We start from the raw sequence: 14,789 nt of genomic DNA, 5'->3' as shown, positions 1-14,789 counted from the left end.
CCCGTGCCTGTGGCGGCATCCAGGCGACAGGCCCTAGGGCGCGTATCGAGTCGTGATCCTGTGGGGGCATCTCGCGTCGAGGCCTGTATCCGGTAGACCTCCTTGCGTGACGCGAGTGCAACTGACGGACAAGGAATGGGAGTTCATCGGGCCGTACCTGCCGATCGGCGAGTACGGCCCGTACCCCGTGCGCCTGCGGCAGCAGTTCGAGGGCGTGATCTGGCGGTTCAAGACGGGCGGGCAGTGGCGGGAGATGCCGCAGGATTCGGCGCCTGGTCGACCGTCCACAACCGCTTCCGGCAATGGTGTGACGTCGGCGTCTTCGAGGCCCTGCTGGAGGGCCTGATCGCGGAAGCTGCGAAGCGGGGTGAGGTGGACCTGTCTTTGGTCAGTGTCGACTCCACCATCGCGCGCGCTCACCACGACGCGGCCTGACTGGGCCGATCGCGCCAGCTCGGAAGGGGGCGTCGAACCCGACCGCAGCAGTTCGCCCTTCCAAAGACTCCGCCCCTGGCGTCGCTGACGCCGGGGCGGAACCTCCATAGCCGTTGTTGCGCAGCCGTGTCGCAAGAAGCTGCAAGGTGGGTACGTTCCGGCTCAGCCTCCGAACACCTCCGGCGGCACTCCCAGTTCCTTGGGTCCGACAAGCCCGAACGAGGGACCTCGGGTGAGCCAGAGCAGCATGGGCAGAGCACGGTCGGGGTGTCGGCGGCTCATCTCGCGGGCGATGTCGGCGACGGGTACCCGTGGCTTGGCCACCTCCTGGTAGTCCTCCAGCCAGGCGCGGGTGTCGTCGATCACCTCTTCCCCGCCAACCGGGCCATGGCCCGGGACCACGATCCGGTGTTCTCCCAGTGCCTGGACCTGATCCAGGGCGGTAAGCCATGAAGCGGGATTGTTGGTGTCCGCCATGTAGCAGTGCGAGTGGTGGTTGAGCAGGTCCCCGGCGACCACGGCTTGCGCGTCGGGCACGTGAAAGGCGGTCGCGTGCACCGTCTCGGCCACCGGGAGGTCCACGAAGACCACTGCATGCCCCTCCAGCGAATATCTGTCCCCGGTCAGCGGCTCGGGCACCGGCATCTCGTCCGGGATCTGGTCGCCGTAGGCTTCCTGCCAGTGCAGGCGTTTGGCCGGCCACTCCAGGATCCCGTCGATGACGCCCTGCCGGGCCAGGATCGGGGCGTTGGGGAAGGCGGAGGCGATCTCCCCCATGCCGCCGTAGTGGTCCGGGTGCGCGTGCGTGATGAAGGCCGCCTTGAGCTGCTTACCGCTGTCACGAACGCGGTCGGCGAGTTCGCGTGCCTCGTCGATGACGAACTGCACGTCGATCAGGATCGCGTCGTGCTCGCCGCTGATGAGGACGCAGTTCGGCGACAGAGCCGCTTCGGAACCCGCGAACACATCGAAACGAAGCCCGTTTCGCTGCTCCGAGAAGATAGTGGTGAGCATGGGTCATTCCTCTCTGACCGGCCCTTTTCGTTCCACTCAGTGCGTGGCATCCTCTGAGCCGTGCGGTTACGCTAAGGAAACCTGGGAATCCGTGACATGACTGGGAACGCGCCGTTTCCGGCACCACAGCGCAGCGACGACGCCGGTGCGGACGCCGAGCGGCGTTTCACCACGCTCGGCCTGGACCATGACCAGTGGGACTACTGGAGCGAGGTGACCCGTACGGCATTCGTCGCCATGCGCGCGGCCGCGCTGCCCGGCGCGGTCCCCGTCTCCGCGAAGCACGGCTTCGCCGCTTCCGCTGTCGCCCGGGTGACTGGCGGGCTGCTGGTCAGCACCATGCGGGCGGATCCGCATGAGGCCGCTCGTACGCCTGACCTGGTCAGGAGAGCGGCAGGAGAGGACTTCTTCCTCACGCTGCTCACCGAGGGGTCGGCCAGGCTCCGGCAAGGCGACCGCGCCGCTGAGGTGGGTCCCGGCGACTTCGCCCTCGTGGACAGCGCCCACCCCTACGTGTTCCGCTTCGACCGCCCGTTCCGCTCGGTGGTCCTGCAGATACCCCGCGCGATGCTCACCTCCCGCTGCGCCGTCGCCGAGCACGTCACCGCCGTACCGTTCCGGACCGCGCGCGGCATGGGTGCCTTCGTCAGTCCCCTCCTGTGCGCCCTGGCCGAACAAGGTCATGACCTTGGCGAGGCGACCGCCGCATCGTTCATGAGGAACCTTCTCGATCTCCTGGCCACCGCGTGCGACGCGCTCGGCTCGGACATCTCCGGGAAAGCGAGTGCGGCCGCTCATCGACGTGATCTTCGGCGAGCCAAGGCCTACCTCGCCGACCGGCTCCACGACCCCGGCCTGACGCTGCTCGCCGCCAGCCACCACCTGGGCTTTTCACTGCGTTATCTGCACGAGCTGTTCCGCGAGGCCGACACCACACCTCGCGCATGGCTCTACACCCAGAGGCTCGACCGCGCCCGCACGATGCTGTCGGGGGCCGGATCCGACGCTCAGAACGTCAGCAGCATCGCGCTGCGCGTCGGGTTCAAGGACGCTTCCCACTTCTCCCGGGCGTTCAAGTCCCGCTTCGGGACCAGCCCCGCCACCTACCGCAGGACGGCCGTAAGGGCACCGTCGGGGAACGTTTGATCCGGATCGCTGCCGCGGCGTGCGCCCAGGACGGCCACAGAGAGTGCACGTGCGTCCTGCAGGACGATCTGCCACCCAGGCCCCACCGTGAGGGCGAATCCCGCAGATTGATCACGACTCGATACGCGCCCTAGACGTAACGGCGTACCGGCGCCGGTCCCACCGCCGCGGCGATCGCGTCGGCCAGGGGTTCGATCTCGTCGGCGGTCAGGGTCGAGACGGTGATCCGGATGCCGGGTGGTGCGCTCATTCGGAAGCGGGCACCGGGGGCGACGGCCCAGCCCGCGTGCAGCAGGCGGGCGACGGCTCCGGTCTCGTCCCGGACGGGCACCCACACGTTCATGCCGCTGCGCCCGTACGCGGCGATCCCCCGCCGGGCGAGCGCGTCGATCAGCGCGTCACGGCGCTGCCCGTACGACCGGGCGACGGCCTGGGTGTCCACCGCGCCGTCAGCCCACAGCCGCAGCACCGCGCGCTGCGTGATCCAGCTCAGCCAGCCCGGCCCGAGCCTTTGGCGTCCGCCGACCCGGTCGAGCGTGACGGCGTCTCCGGTGAGGACGGCGAGCCGCAGGTCGGGGCCGTACGCCTTGGCGACCGAACGTACGAAGGCCCAGTGGTGTGTGACCCCCGCGAGGGGATGCAGGGGCAGGTCGACGATGCCGTGGCCGTGGTCGTCCTCGACCAGCAGGGTCGCGGGGTACTGCGCGAGGACGGAACGCAGGGCACGCGCGCGTGCGGCGCTCAGCGCGGCACCCGTGGGGTTCTGCGCCCGGTCGGTGACGACGAGGGCGCGCGCTCCGCCGGCGAGGGCACGGCGGACGTCCTCGGGCAGCGGTCCGTCGTCGTCGAGGCCGACGGGGACCGTGCGCAGCCCGAGCGCCGGGACGAGGTCCACCACGCTGCCCCACCCGGGGTCCTCGACGGCGACGGTGTCCCCGGGCCTGAGGTGGGCGGCGAGGACCCGCTCTATGGCGTCCAGCGCCCCGGAGGTGACGGCCACCGGCCCCTCGGGCACCCCGTCGGCGTCGAGGCGGGCCCGGGCGGCGCGGGCCAGCTCGGGCTCCACGGGTGCGTCGCCGTAGAGGACCGGTTGCCGGTCGCTCTGTGCGGCGGCCTCGGCGAACGCCGGGGCCAGCGGCGGCAGCAGCGTCGCATCCGGGTTGCCGCTGGCCAGGTCACGTACGCCTTCCGGCACGTCCAGCCGGATGAACTCACGGCTCGTCGTGGCCGGCGCGGACCGTACGCGGCTGCCGCGCCGCCCTGCCGTCTCGATGACCCCGCGCTCGCGCAGCATGCGATACGCGGCCGCGACGGTGTTGGGGTTCACCCCGAGCCTGTCGGCCAACTCCCGCATGGGCGGCAGGAGTTGCCCGGGCTTTAGCTCACCCGCGCCCACCGCGCTCTCGATGCTCGCCGAAATCTCTACTGCGCGCCGGCCCTTGATCGGATAGTCTCCTAGCACAAAGCTAATTATGCACTAGTGCAATGGAGAGCGCCATGCAGGGGACCCCTCAGACGACGACGCCCGCCTACACGCCGTCCCAGCGCACCGTCCCCACGCGCGCCCCCGAGCGTGCGTCGTACGACAAGGAGTTGGTGCACGCGATCCTCGACGAGGGCTACGTCTGTCACCTCGGCTTCGTCCGCGACGGCGTGCCGGTCGTGCTGCCGACGCTGTACGGCCGGGTCGGCGAGCGGCTCTACGTGCACGGCTCGACGGGTTCGCGCCCGCTGCGGATGACCGGCCGGAGCGACCCCGGCCTTCCGGTGTGCCTCACCGTCACTCACGTCGACGCGCTGATCCTGGCCCGCTCGGCCTTCCACCACTCGATCAACTACCGCTCGGTCGTGGTGCACGGCATCGCCCACGACGTGACGGACCCCGAGGAGAAGCGGGCCGCGCTGGACGCCTTGGTCGATCACGTCGTGCCGGGGCGTGCCGCGGACTCCCGGCCCGCCAACAAGAAGGAGCTGGCCGCGACCGCGGTGATCCGCCTCGACCTGAACGAGGTCTCCGCCAAGCTGCGCACGGGCGGGGTGAACGACGAGCCCGAGGACCTCGCCCTCCCCCACTGGGCCGGTGTGGTCCCGCTGAACAAGGGCTACGGCGCCCCGGTGGCGGACCCCGACCTGGCACCGGGCACGGAGGTGCCCGACTACCTGGCGGCTCCGTGACGCCGTATGGAGCAGTTTCTTCCAGGAAGCCATGCCCCTGGCTATGAAGCCGTCTCCCGGGCGGACGCCTCCCGGCCCGGGACGCCCTTGGCCACCGGGTCCGGGGACGCCTTCGCGGGGGTCGTCGTCTGGGCGATGAAGGCACCGGCCAGGACCAGCGCACCGCCCACGACCTGGGGTGCCGAGAGGTGTTCACCGAGGAGGGTCCAGGCCAGGACGGTCGCGACCAACGCCTCCAGGCAGGCGACGACCCCCGCGACCTGCGGGGAGAGTCGGCGTACGGCGACCACGCCGGTGACGTAGGCCACGACCGTCGCGACGAGCACGACCCAGGCGAGGAGCAGCCAGGCGGGGACCGGCGTGCCGTCCATGTCGGCGGAGTGCGCGAGCACGGACCCGTCCATGGTCCAGGGGCGGACGGTGGCGGTCAGCAGTACGGCGGCGACGAGCAGTCCGTAGGCGACGACCCCGAGCGGGTCGGGGGCGTCGTCGCCCGAGTCGCCGCCCTGGTCGGACAGGACGAAGTAGCCGACCTGGCAGCAGGCTGCGCCGAGCGCGAGGAGCAGTCCGAGGGCGTCGAAGCGCAGCCCCGCCCAGACCTCCACGACACACGCGAGTCCACCGACGGCGAGGACCACACCGAGTGCCGCGGCCCGCGTCACCGGCCTGCGCTGCACGAACCGTACCCAGAGGAGGACGAGGGCGGGCCCGAGGTACTCGACGAGCAACGCGACGCCGACGGGAATGCGGGAGATCGCGGCGAAGTAGCAGGCCTGGACGCCGGCCGCGGCGATACCGAACGCGAGGAGCAGCGCGGGCCTGCGGCGCACGAGTCCGCGGTGCCGCACGGCGACCGGCAGCATCATCAGGGCGGCGCCCGCCACCCGCAGCCACACCACGTGCAGCGGGTCGAGCCCCGCGTCGATCAGCGGTTTGGCCGCGACGCCGGATCCGCCGAAGGCGATCGCCGACGCGACCGCGAGACCGAGCCCGACGCCCTTGCCGTGGCCGGCCTGACTGCTCCCAGACGTATGCACGGTACGCATGATGACAGGCGACGACATGAGCGTCACCCCCGATGACACCTGTCTCACCAGATGGGCGGCCCCCGGCGGGACGACACGCCTCAGCGTCCGCCGCGGCCGACACCTCAGCGCCCCGGCTCGCCGTCCCCCGCGTACTCCTGGGGCCCGCGCTCGATGCGGGCCGACAGCCGGCCCGCGTCGACGCCGGCCCGCGCCAACACCTCGACGGCCCGCGCCTGTGGATCCCTGACGATCGCCGCGAGCAGGTCGAGTCCATGGGCGGGGACGTCGCCACGGCGGGCGGCGCGGGTGCGGGCGTCCGCCATCGCGGCGGCGGCCAGCGGCGAGAGGCCCGCGACGTCGGTCACGACGGGTACGCCGCCGGAGTCCTCGACGCTGACCTGCCAGCGCAGGCCGTAGCCGATGCTGCGTTGGACGAGGTAACCGAGGAGCCGGGCGATCTGCGTACCGTCGCCGTCGATGACGGCGCGTACCTCGGGGTCGTACTCCAGGAGCGAGTGGAGCAGATGGGCGGTGTCGATCTGCCGGTCCCCGTCCCGGACGGCACGTCGGCGAGCCGCGTCCAGCACGGCCGCCAGCTCGGCACCGAGCCCGCCACCGGGGGCCGCGTCGTGGGGGCTCAGGTCACCGGGGCCCAGGTCACCGGGGCCCTGGGCGCGGTGGCGGTGCGCGGGGAGGCCGTGGGCACCGGCCGACTGCCGGGGAATACGGGGTTGCACATCCCCACCTCATCAGTCCCGGCAGGTGCGGGGCATCCCCGGCGGGGAGCATTTCCGCATCCCACGCGGAGTGGACAACGCCCGGCACGCTCTCCTCCCTACGGAGGAGAGCAGCCTTTTCTGACGGTTCATCAGTATTGAATGTTGCGGGCTCTGCGGCTACGTTCCGCGACACCGTAGCCCGTCACGAAGAGGTGGTCGCATGGCCGAAGTCAGCGCGGAGGCACGCATCGGGGCACCGGCCGAGAAGGTCTGGACGCAGCTCACGAACTGGCCGGCGTACGGAGAGTGGAACGCGACGCACACGAGCTTCCCCAAGGGCGGCCCCGAGACCCTCGAACTGGGCGCGACCTTCCAGGAGAACATGAAGCTGATGGGCTTCCCGGCCGAGGTCGACTGGACCGTCGAGGAGTTGGAGCCGTCGAGGGTGCTCGCCATCCGGGGCAAGGGCCCGATGGCGGTGACCGTCGCCACGCGCTACACACTGACGCCCGAGGGCGACGCCACGACGGTGCGCATCGACGGCGAGTTCACGGGCGCGGCCGTGTCGCTCATGGCGGGCAAGCTGAAGGACTCGGCGACGGCGGCGCTCAACGAGTCGCTGCGCAAGCTGGACGGACTGGTGGCCTGACGGCCTGTCGGCCGGGCATGCGAAGGCGCCCCACGGAGGGTCTCCGCGGGGCGCCTGCCACGACCATCGGGTGGTCAGCCCTCGTCGGCGAGGATCAGATACAGCTTCTTGCGGGCTTCGTTGATCACGGCCAGCGCCTTGTCGCGCTGCTCCTTGCTGCCGGTCTTCCAGACCTGGCCGAAGGCCTCCATCAGTCCGAACCCGGCCTGCCGGATCTCCCCGAGGGCCTCCCAGTCGACCCCGCGCCCGGCTTCCTCCCAGGGCGCCTCGGGCCCCTCGTCGGCCGCCGCGCGGCCCGCCTCGGTGAGGGAGAACAGCTTCTTGCCGCCCTCGCTCGCGCTGGCGATCAGCCCCTCGTCCTCCAGCAGTTGGAGGGTGGGGTACACCGAGCCGGGGCTGGGCTTCCACGCCCCGCCACTGCGCTCGGCGATCTCCTGGATCATCTCGTAACCGTGCATCGGCCGATCCCTCAACAGGGCCAGGATCGACGCCCGCACGTCTCCGCGCCGCGCCCTCCCCCTGGGCCCGCCACGCCCCCGTCCGCCCCACGGGCCACCGGGCCCGAACCCGGGCCCTCCGGAACCGAAGGGCCCACCGCCGCCCGGCCCGAAGGGCCCGAAAGCGGCACGCCGACCCTCGAAGCCACCCCGACCGCGCCCGGAGGGGCCGTCCTGTCGATGTCCACGCTCGAATCCGTGGCTGCGCATCACCATCACTCCATTCCATCGTTGATCTGTCGCGATGCTTCAACGATATATCGGAACAGTTGGCAAGGCAAGGCCCTGGCATGCTCGCGCGGATGTCCCCTCTCACTCGATCGTTTCCTCAGCCAAGCGAGTCGTTCGGGCTTCTGTCTGAGCGAACCTAGTCGCGCAGCTGAGTGCGTTGGGGTGCTGGATGGCTGTACCGGCTGGGGTGGATCAGGCAGGACCGTGCGTCGAGTTGCCGTACGTCGACGCGGTACACGAGCGTCGTCGGCGTCCGATGCAGGACTGCGTGACGAGCCGGTTCGAGGATGTCGATCCGGTACGTACGTTCCGCTGGTCGCGCGGTGAGCGTCACTCCCCGGGCTGGTACTGGTCGGCGACGACCGGGCGGCATATCGGCTTCGGACTTCGACCCCAAGGTGGTGGGGATCTGCTCGCAGCCGTTCTGGCTGCACTGGCATGACGGTGAGCGGGAGCGTCGGCACGCCCCGGACTACTTCGTGCGCCGCATTGACGGCTCAGCGTTGGTCGTCGATGTGCGTGCGGACGAGCGGATCGAGCCGAAGGACGCCGAAGCGTTTGAGATGACGCGCTTGGTCTGCGCCCAGTCCGGGTGGAGGTTCGAGCGGTTGGGGACACCGAATGCGGTGCTCCTCGCGAATGTCCGGTGTCAGCCCACCCACATCGCTGAGGACGTCGCCTCCGCGATCAACCACGCCATCAGAACGTCGGGATAGGCGCCCGTCCCGTCTCAAGTGATCCGGTCCGAAGCCGCCACTGTGACCTGGGGCGACCAGAACGGTTGAGACACCTGGGTGGGCGAAAATCTCAGTTGATCTGGACCCTGGCGTATGAATACTGGCTGTCGTCTCGGTTGATCTGGTCGGCTTCCGGCGTTTCGAATTGGACTAGTGGGAGGGCCTGCGAGAATGACTATGCACGATGACCAGGTGGAGCTGACCACCGACATCGTTGCGACCTTGATCCAAGAACAGTTCCCTCAGTGGAGCGGCAAGCCGATCCGACCCCTGTCGTCGACCGGGACGGTCCACGCCATCTTCCGCATCGGGAACGACCTCTCCGCGCGTTTCCCACTGCGTCTGGTCGATGCCGCCGAGGCGCTGGCTGTTCTGGAGCAGGAAGCCCAGGCGAGCGCGGAGCTGGCACAGGTGTCCCGGTTCCCCGCCCCGGAACCCGTCGCCTTGGGAAAGCCCGGAGCGGGTTACCCCATGCCGTGGTCGGTGCAGACATGGCTGCCGGGAACGGTCGCCTTTGATGCCGACCCGAGTGGGTCGGACGCTTTTGCCGAGGACCTTGCGGCCTTCATCGCAGGCCTGCGGGACGCCGAGACGCGGGGGCGGCTTTTCAGCGGCGATAATCGGGGCGGCGTTCTCACCGACCACGACGATTGGATGACGAAGTGCTTCGCGGAGAGTGAGGGGCTGCTCGACGTGCCCCGGCTGCGCCAGATGTGGAGCCACTTTCGGGAGTTGCCACGCACGGGTGCCGACGTGATGAGCCATGGTGACTTGATTCCCGGCAATGTACTGGTCGCGGGAGACCGGCTCAGCGGCGTACTCGACACCGGCGGCTTCGGCCCGGCCGACCCCGCGCTGGATCTGGTCAGTGCCTGGCACCTGTTGCAGCCAGGCCCGCGGGAAGTGCTCCGACGGACACTGGCCTGTGACGATCTGGAGTGGGAGCGCGGCAAGGCATGGGCGTTCGAACAGTCGATGGGTGTTGTCTGGTACTACGCCGAGAGCAATCCGACGATGAGCAGCATGGGGCGTCGGACACTCGACCGCATGCTGGAGTCGATGGAGTGATGTCGCCCCGATCGTACGCACCTGGCGGGCGGGAAGTTCCTGCGGCACAGCGCGTGGGCTCTGCTACGGCTGCCGTATGGCTCGTCGAGACGCTGGTGGAGGCAGATCCGCGTACCACCCGTCCCGTTCCTGACGGCATGGCAATCGTCAGGGACACTCTGCTCCGTCGTCCCAGCGGGGCAGGAGTCGAGGCTTCGGATCTGTCCTGACCATGCCGTTTCCTACACTGACCGGATGAACAACTACACGTGCACCCATTGCGGCACCGTCGGTCTGATGGAGGGTTTCATCGAAGACGCCGGCGAGCACTCGCGCGGGTACGCGCGCTGGATCGAGGGCGCGTTGGAGCGGGGGATTCTCGGGGGTGCCAAGCGGATGGGCCGGCCCCGGCGGCAAATAGAGGCGTTCCGCTGCCCCAAGTGCGGACACCTCGAGCTGTTCGCCACCGGTGAGGTGTAGGGGCCGTCGCCGACGCCCTGGCCATCCGTCAGGAGTTGCTGCCGCTCATCCTCGACCTCGTCGATGGAGGACGTCACCGACCAGTTCTTCCTCGGTGCCGACCTGATCGTCGCTCCGGTCCGGCGCAGAGGAGCGACGGACAGGCAGGTCGTCCGGCCCACCGGAACCTGGCGGGCCGGACGACCTTGCGGGGTGGGCCGCACTACACCGGCTGCGGAGCGAAGGGCAGCAGCTCGTCCGCACCGCTCTGGACGACCCCGTAGCTGCTCTCGGGCACCTCGTTCCAGACTCCGGGGAGGTCGCCGAGGGGTTCGGAGACGATGAGGCGGGTCTCGTCGGACACCTCGCGCAGGTAGGCCAGTTCGGGGTGGAGGGCGCGCAGGGACTCCACCTCGGTGCTGTAGTAGAGGGAGCGCGAGGCGCCCTGGGTGGAGTAGCGGAAGGCCCACATGCTTTCCCCGTCGGTCACGGCGATCGTCATCTGGAGCGGGAACTCCACACCGTGCCGGCGGCCGGTCGCCTCAACGAAGCCGGCCATCCGCGCGACGGCGCCCGGCGGATCCTGCTCCAGACCGAAGGTGAGCGCCAGATAGAACATCGTCTCGGAGTCCGTCGAGCCCTCGATGCCGGGAAAGAGTTCCGGGTCGACGGCCAGGGCGAGGTCGCGCCGGATCCGGTGGAACTCGGCGATCGACCCGTTGTGCATCCACATCCAGCGGCCGTGGCGGAACGGATGGCAGTTGGTCTGCTGCACGGCGGTACCGGTGGAGGCCCTGATGTGCGCGAAGAAGTGCGGGGAGCGGACATGGTCGGCGAGCTCCCGCAGGTTGCGGTTGTTCCACGCCGGCCCGATGTCCCGGTAGACCGCGGGGGTGTCGACATCGGGCGCGTACCAGCCGACGCCGAACCCGTCACCGTTGGTCGTCTCCACGCCCAAACGGGAGTGCAGACTCTGGTCGATCAGCGAGTGCTGCGGCTTGTACAGGATGGTGTCGAGCAGGACAGGGGTTCCCGAGTACGCCAGCCACCGGCACATGGCTACCGCCTTTCCGGGTCGGAGGCCTCGTCCTGCCGCACCACGCACAGCGCCCAGATGATGAACCCCGAGAACGCGATCATCACGATCGACCAGACCGGGTAGTACGGCAGGGACAGGAAGTTGGCGATGATGACGAACCCGGCGATGGCCACTCCGGCCACGCGCGCCCACATCGACGCCTGGAAGAGCCCGAAACTGACGACCACGGCGAGCGCGCCCAGGATCAGGTGGACCCAGCCCCAGCCGGTGAGGTCGAACTCGAAGACGTACTGACGTGTCGTGACGAAGACGTCGTCCTCGGCGATGGCCATGATGCCCCGGCAGACGTCGAGCAGGCCGACGATCATGAGCATGACTGCTGCGAAAACGGTCATCCCCTGCGCCCAGTCCTGTCTGGCGGTGTGCGGGGGCGCGGTGTGTGTCGTGGTCATCCTGCTGCCTCGATTCAGTGACGGGTGAGGACCAGTTCCTTGGCCCGCTGGAACTCCTCGTCCGAGATGTCGCCGCGAGCGCGGATCTCGGAGAGCCTCGCGAGCTCGTCGACACTGGACCCGCCGCCCTTGGCCACCTCACGGACGTAGGAGTCGAAGGCCTCCTGCTGTGCCCGGGCCTGCGCCCTCTCGCGACGTCCCATGTTCTTGCCCCGGGCGACCACGTAGACGAAGACACCCAGGAAGGGCAGGACGATGGCAAACACCAGCCATCCGGTCTTGGCCCAGCCGCTCAGGTCGTCGTCACGGATGATGTCGACGACGACCCGGAAGAGGAGGATGAACCACATGATCCACAGGAAGAACCACAGCATGGACCAGAAGACGCTCAGCAGCGGAAAGTCATAGGCAAGGTACATCCCACTCATCTCTCTCCTCCGTCGCGGGCCGTGGCCCGGCAGCCGTTCCGTGCCACTCTCAGCGTGCGCACGGCAAGCAGGGGCCGTCCTCACCCGGGGCGGGTGAGTCAGGGCACCGCTCGTCCCGGTTCATGGGCGCCGTCGCCCTGGGTGGGGTTCGCGGCGGCGAGCACCGCCATGACGGCCAGGGCGATCAGGACCAGGCCCACGACGAGCACCACCGCACCGACCGTGGGACGGTTCCAGATCACGAGCGCCAGGGCGCCGGCCCCGATGGCGACGCCGGTGGTCCAGGAGCGGTGGGTGGCCAGCCAGCGTCCTGTCGACCCGGTGCGCAGGCCGGCGCCGCTCAGTGCCTCCCCGGCCGCCGTGGCCCCCCGCTGGGACAGCCCCCGCACACCGCGAGCGACCCGCCCCGGGCCGTACAGGTAGGCGGCCAGGGCCGTGATCACGGAGACGACGAGCAGCGTGCGCGTACTGTCACGCAGGAAGCGGACGAAGGTGTCGTAGATCGACGCGGCCGCGTCCCCGGGCAGCGTCGAGGGGGGCACCGCGTCCAGGTAGACCCGTCGTACGACGGCCAGCCCGACCAGCAGCACCACCATCATCACGCCGAGGCCCACCGCCGTGATCAACAGCATCACTCGATGCCCCGGAGCGGTCCATACGGCGAGGGCGGCGAGGGCGACGGTCAGCACGGGAAGCCAGGTGCCCATGATGTCCAGCAGCCGCAGCGCGTCCTGTGCCTCGCTCAGCTTGTCCGTCTCGAACAGCGTGACCTTCTTGTCGGGGTCGGGGATGGCCGAGGCCTTGTCGAAGCCCGCGTCGACGAGGCGCTGTTTCACCTCGTCGACCACGGTGCCGAGGTCGAGCTGGATGGTGTCGCCCGTGGCGCGGACGGCGCCCTCCTGCGATCCGGTCAGCATGCTCACCACGGCCGCGTGGGCCTGCCGGTTGGCGGTCACCCAGGCCTGCTGGAAGAAGTCACTGGTGATCACACGGGTGATGTTGCGCTGTACGACGGTCTGGACCGCGGAGCGCAGCGGAGCGGCGAGGGCGTCGGCGCCGTCCACCACGCGTGGCGGCGCCCCGGCGTCCTGGAGCACCTTCTTGAGCGAGTCCGTCACCGCGTTGACGTCCACGTTCGCCACCACGCGGGCGGTGAGCTTGTCGATCACGACCTTCTGCACGTCGGGGTCGGAGGCCAGCGGCTCGACCGTCTGTACGTACCGGTCGGTGTCGGCGACCTCGTCGTCGACCCAGGCCGCGACGACGGCCAGCGGCGCGAGCAGGAGGGTCACCACCAGCAGAAGCGCGGCGCCCACCTTGCGCAGTCGCCGGTGGCGTACTCCGGCGGCGCGGCGCAACCGCTCGTACTCGGCGCGTTCCGCCGGGGTCAGCTCATGACCGCTCTCCGGGGTCCCGCCGGGGTGGGGCGAGCCTGGGGTTTTGCCCGGGACCATGGCCTCTCCTTGCTCGTGCGTGCCGTCCGGTCTCGGCGTGGCGCGTCGCCGGCGGTGGGTGTTCCGTCCGGTGCGGCTCGCCGACGCCAGCGTCCCGCGGGCCGTCGGCCACCGGGTCACCCGAGGGGGGTGATCCCCGTGCGCCGCGGCGGGCGGTGAACTGGTGCCCGGAGCCGCGCGCAGACGCGTGGCGGAACGGACGTAGAGACACGAGATGAACGATCCAGCGGCTTCCCGGAACGAGCCCGACCGACCGGAGCGGACGACGCCTCCGGAGCGGGTGGGGGCGCGGGCGTCGGCCGTGTCGATCGCAAGGGCCGTGGGCGTCGCGGCTCTTGTCCTCACCGCGTACTACCTGCTCCCCATGGACAGAGCCGACAGCGGCGGTGACACGGCGCTGCTCTCGTGCGGCCTGCTGGCGGTCGTCCTGGTCTTCCTGTGGGAACTGCGGGCCACCGTGCGCTCGGCCCATCCCCGCCTGCGGGCCGTCGAGGCCCTGACCGCCACGCTGGCGCTGTACCTCGTGCTCTTCGCCGGCACGTACTACCTCGTGGAGCGCTCCTCCCCCGGCTCCTTCAGTGAGCCGCTGACCAGGACGGACGCCCTGTACTTCACGCTCACCACGTTCAGTACCGTCGGCTACGGCGACATCACCGCGCGGTCCCAGACGGGGCGGGTGCTGACGATGCTCCAGATGACCGGGGGGTTGCTGATCGTGGGGGTCGCCGCACGCGTACTCGCCGGCGCGGTCCGAGCGGGCCTGCGGAGGCAGGGCCGGGACACGCCGCCGGACTGAGGCCCCCTCAGTCAGGTCACTCCAGTCGCCCCAGTCACTCCGGCCCAGTCACTCCGGCAGCTGACGCATCTCCAGCACCCGCAATCCCAGTGACTGGCAGCGGGCCAGCAGCCCGTACAGGTGCGCCTCGTCGATGATGGAGCCGTACAGGACCGTCTGACCGGACATCACCACGTGGTCCAGCTCCGGGAAGGCTCTGGTCAGCGTCTCCGACAGGTGTCCGTCGACGCGGATCTCATAGCGCATGGAGTGCTCTCCGCCGGGTGTCCTGGGAGGGGTGGGTCGCGGCCTTTCCCTGCGATCCTCCGCTCCGGTACACCGCCCGGCCTCACCCTGTGGAGGTGATACGGCCGTCCGGCGGACCACCTGCGTCAGCGCATGGGGACAGGCTGGGGGCAGTGCAGGGTCAGATCCATCAGGGGGTCGGCGCCCCGGGCGTCCCGGCGTCGCTCCCAGCCAGCGTGATGACGGCCTGAATGGCGG

The 14,789-nt window shown here is 69.9% G+C and carries 17 protein-coding genes and 2 pseudogenes; 9 read left to right on the top strand and 10 right to left on the bottom strand.

Annotation, left to right across the window (positions count from 1 at the left end):
• Positions 1–106: 106 nt before the first annotated feature.
• A pseudogene (locus AC067M_RS42675) lies at positions 107–432 on the top strand (transposase); the annotation flags it as partial.
• 165 nt (positions 433–597) lie between these two features.
• Here the strand turns inward: AC067M_RS42675 and AC067M_RS42670 are convergent.
• Complete coding sequence (locus tag AC067M_RS42670) at positions 598–1,449, bottom strand: MBL fold metallo-hydrolase (RefSeq protein WP_478702382.1); 852 nt, start codon at positions 1,447–1,449, stop codon at positions 598–600.
• Positions 1,450–1,545: 96 nt separating this feature from the next.
• On the opposite strand from AC067M_RS42670, the gene AC067M_RS42665 reads away from it, so the two are divergent.
• Positions 1,546–2,595, top strand: a complete 1,050-nt coding sequence (locus AC067M_RS42665) for a helix-turn-helix domain-containing protein (protein WP_478702381.1) — start codon at positions 1,546–1,548, stop codon at positions 2,593–2,595.
• A gap of 130 nt (positions 2,596–2,725) precedes the next feature.
• Here the strand turns inward: AC067M_RS42665 and AC067M_RS42660 are convergent, their stop codons facing one another.
• Positions 2,726–4,057 (bottom strand): aminotransferase class I/II-fold pyridoxal phosphate-dependent enzyme, encoded by a 1,332-nt coding sequence (locus AC067M_RS42660; RefSeq protein WP_478702380.1) that lies wholly within the window; start codon positions 4,055–4,057, stop codon positions 2,726–2,728.
• A 35-nt stretch (positions 4,058–4,092) separates the two neighbouring features.
• Here AC067M_RS42660 and AC067M_RS42655 point away from each other — a divergent pair, with 35 nt between their 5' ends.
• On the top strand, positions 4,093–4,770 hold the full coding sequence (locus AC067M_RS42655) for a pyridoxamine 5'-phosphate oxidase family protein (RefSeq protein WP_478702379.1): 678 nt from the start codon (positions 4,093–4,095) through the stop codon (positions 4,768–4,770).
• A 41-nt stretch (positions 4,771–4,811) separates the two neighbouring features.
• Here the strand turns inward: AC067M_RS42655 and AC067M_RS42650 are convergent, their stop codons facing one another.
• Complete coding sequence (locus AC067M_RS42650; protein WP_478702378.1) at positions 4,812–5,816, bottom strand: EamA family transporter; 1,005 nt, start codon at positions 5,814–5,816, stop codon at positions 4,812–4,814.
• Between the two features lie 104 nt (positions 5,817–5,920).
• The gene (locus AC067M_RS42645) at positions 5,921–6,535 is read right to left on the bottom strand and encodes a hypothetical protein (RefSeq protein WP_478702377.1); all 615 of its coding nucleotides are present in this window, start codon (positions 6,533–6,535) and stop codon (positions 5,921–5,923) included.
• Positions 6,536–6,737: 202 nt separating this feature from the next.
• Here AC067M_RS42645 and AC067M_RS42640 point away from each other — a divergent pair, with 202 nt between their 5' ends.
• Positions 6,738–7,166 (top strand): type II toxin-antitoxin system Rv0910 family toxin, encoded by a 429-nt coding sequence (locus AC067M_RS42640; protein WP_478702376.1) that lies wholly within the window; start codon positions 6,738–6,740, stop codon positions 7,164–7,166.
• Between the two features lie 74 nt (positions 7,167–7,240).
• On the opposite strand, the gene AC067M_RS42635 is transcribed toward AC067M_RS42640, so the two are convergent.
• Positions 7,241–7,873, bottom strand: coding sequence for a PadR family transcriptional regulator (locus AC067M_RS42635; RefSeq protein ID WP_478702375.1), 633 nt, complete (start codon positions 7,871–7,873; stop codon positions 7,241–7,243).
• A gap of 344 nt (positions 7,874–8,217) precedes the next feature.
• Here AC067M_RS42635 and AC067M_RS42630 point away from each other — a divergent pair, with 344 nt between their 5' ends.
• The 4 genes and pseudogenes from AC067M_RS42630 to AC067M_RS42615 all read left to right on the top strand — a co-directional run.
• Positions 8,218–8,610, top strand: coding sequence for a TnsA-like heteromeric transposase endonuclease subunit (locus AC067M_RS42630; protein WP_478702374.1), 393 nt, complete (start codon positions 8,218–8,220; stop codon positions 8,608–8,610).
• Positions 8,611–8,802: 192 nt separating this feature from the next.
• Positions 8,803–9,699 (top strand): aminoglycoside phosphotransferase family protein, encoded by an 897-nt coding sequence (locus AC067M_RS42625; protein WP_478702373.1) that lies wholly within the window; start codon positions 8,803–8,805, stop codon positions 9,697–9,699.
• Between the two features lie 234 nt (positions 9,700–9,933).
• Positions 9,934–10,158 (top strand): hypothetical protein, encoded by a 225-nt coding sequence (locus AC067M_RS42620; protein ID WP_133931764.1) that lies wholly within the window; start codon positions 9,934–9,936, stop codon positions 10,156–10,158.
• 63 nt (positions 10,159–10,221) lie between these two features.
• A pseudogene (locus AC067M_RS42615) lies at positions 10,222–10,317 on the top strand (hypothetical protein); the annotation flags it as partial.
• A 43-nt stretch (positions 10,318–10,360) separates the two neighbouring features.
• Here AC067M_RS42615 and AC067M_RS42610 read toward each other — a convergent pair.
• From AC067M_RS42610 to AC067M_RS42595, 4 genes are all read right to left on the bottom strand, one after another.
• Positions 10,361–11,194, bottom strand: coding sequence for a class II glutamine amidotransferase (locus AC067M_RS42610; RefSeq protein WP_478702372.1), 834 nt, complete (start codon positions 11,192–11,194; stop codon positions 10,361–10,363).
• A 2-nt stretch (positions 11,195–11,196) separates the two neighbouring features.
• Complete coding sequence (locus tag AC067M_RS42605) at positions 11,197–11,628, bottom strand: DUF7144 family membrane protein (RefSeq protein WP_478702371.1); 432 nt, start codon at positions 11,626–11,628, stop codon at positions 11,197–11,199.
• A 14-nt stretch (positions 11,629–11,642) separates the two neighbouring features.
• Positions 11,643–12,056, bottom strand: a complete 414-nt coding sequence (locus tag AC067M_RS42600; protein ID WP_478702370.1) for an SHOCT domain-containing protein — start codon at positions 12,054–12,056, stop codon at positions 11,643–11,645.
• A gap of 98 nt (positions 12,057–12,154) precedes the next feature.
• Positions 12,155–13,510 (bottom strand): hypothetical protein, encoded by a 1,356-nt coding sequence (locus tag AC067M_RS42595; RefSeq protein ID WP_478702369.1) that lies wholly within the window; start codon positions 13,508–13,510, stop codon positions 12,155–12,157.
• A 214-nt stretch (positions 13,511–13,724) separates the two neighbouring features.
• Between AC067M_RS42595 and AC067M_RS42590 the strand changes: the two genes are divergently transcribed.
• Positions 13,725–14,306: a potassium channel family protein gene (locus tag AC067M_RS42590; RefSeq protein ID WP_478702368.1), complete on the top strand. Its 582-nt coding sequence runs from the start codon at positions 13,725–13,727 to the stop codon at positions 14,304–14,306.
• Between the two features lie 48 nt (positions 14,307–14,354).
• Here the strand turns inward: AC067M_RS42590 and AC067M_RS42585 are convergent, their stop codons facing one another.
• Positions 14,355–14,552 (bottom strand): hypothetical protein, encoded by a 198-nt coding sequence (locus AC067M_RS42585; protein ID WP_478702367.1) that lies wholly within the window; start codon positions 14,550–14,552, stop codon positions 14,355–14,357.
• Positions 14,553–14,789 lie beyond the last annotated feature (237 nt).

Source organism: Streptomyces sp. NPDC043427 (genome assembly GCF_056436655.1).
The sequence above is the reverse complement of the archived record's forward strand: the minus strand, read 5'-3'. Positions and strand labels throughout refer to the sequence as shown.